Here is a 1,280-nt window from a genome sequence, read left to right as displayed (position 1 = left end):
CCGGAGCGCAGACCGCGACCGACACGACCGAGATCACGGCAGCCGCGACGGTGGATGCCGCGGACACGGCTCAGGCCGGTGCGGATCTGCCGATCACGGGTGCGAACTGGCCCGCGAACACCGAGATCACGCTGCAGCTCACCGCTCCCGGTGGCGCGGCGGTCGGTGACCCGCAGACGGTCACGACCGACGGTACCGGCGGCTTCACGCTGAACTACCCGGTTCCCGCGAACGCCGAGCCGGGCACGGGCTATACCGTGACCGCGACGGCCGGAGCGCAGACCGCGACCGACACGACCGAGATCACGGCAGCCGCGACGGTGGATGCCGCGGACACGGCTCAGGCCGGTGCGGATCTGCCGATCACGGGTGCGAACTGGCCCGCGAACACCGAGATCACGCTGCAGCTCACCGCTCCCGGTGGCGCGGCGGTCGGTGACCCGCAGACGGTCACGACCGACGGTACCGGCGGCTTCACGCTGAACTACCCGGTTCCCGCGAACGCCGAGCCGGGCACGGGCTATACCGTGACCGCGACGGCCGGAGCGCAGACCGCGACCGACACGACCGAGATCACGGCAGCCGCGACGGTGGACGCTGCGGACACGGTCGAGGCCGGCACCGATCTGACGGTGACGGGCGCGAACTGGCCCGCGAACACGCTGATCACCGTGCAGCTCACCGCCCCTGGCGGAGAGGCCGTCGGTGGTCCCGAGACCGTGACGACCGGCGCACTCGGTGCCTTCACGCTCGGCTACCCGGTTCCGGCCGGAACGCCGGCGGGAACGGGCTACACCGTGACGGCTTCGGCGGGCACGCAGACCGCGACCGACACCACCGAGGTCACGGCGGCAGCGGTCGTCGTCGATGCGGCGGAGTCGGTCCCGGCAGGCACGAACCTGTCAGTGACGGGTTCGGGCTGGCCGATCAACTCCACCGTGACGCTGCAGCTGACCGCCCCCGGCGGCGGAGCAGACGTCGGCGGACCCGTCGACGTGACGACGGATGGCTTCGGAGCCTTCGCGACGGTGTACGCCGTGCCTGCGGATGCGACGCCCGCCACCGGCTACACGATCACGGCGACCGCCGGTGCGATCACGGCGACCGACACCACTGAGGTGACGGCCGGCGACCCGGGCGACGTCAACACGAACGCGGCCGCCTCGGCATCCGCCTCGGCAGACGCGACCGCTGACGGAGACCCCTCCGCACAGGCGGCAGCCGAAGCTGCGGCTCTCGCCGACGCGACGTCGTCCGCCTCGGCGGCGGCGACCGCAGAC

1 protein-coding gene is annotated in these 1,280 nt (G+C 72.6%); it reads left to right on the top strand.

All coding sequences use genetic code 11. From position 1 onward, the window contains the following. Nucleotides 1-1,280, top strand: a 1,280-nt coding sequence (locus RTM68_RS18855; protein ID WP_312173862.1) for a hypothetical protein, incomplete at both ends; no start/stop codon positions are given.

This window comes from Microbacterium sp. (assembly GCF_031988965.1).
Lineage (GTDB): Bacteria > Actinomycetota > Actinomycetes > Actinomycetales > Microbacteriaceae > Microbacterium.
The sequence above is the reverse complement of the archived record's forward strand: the minus strand, read 5'-3'. Positions and strand labels throughout refer to the sequence as shown.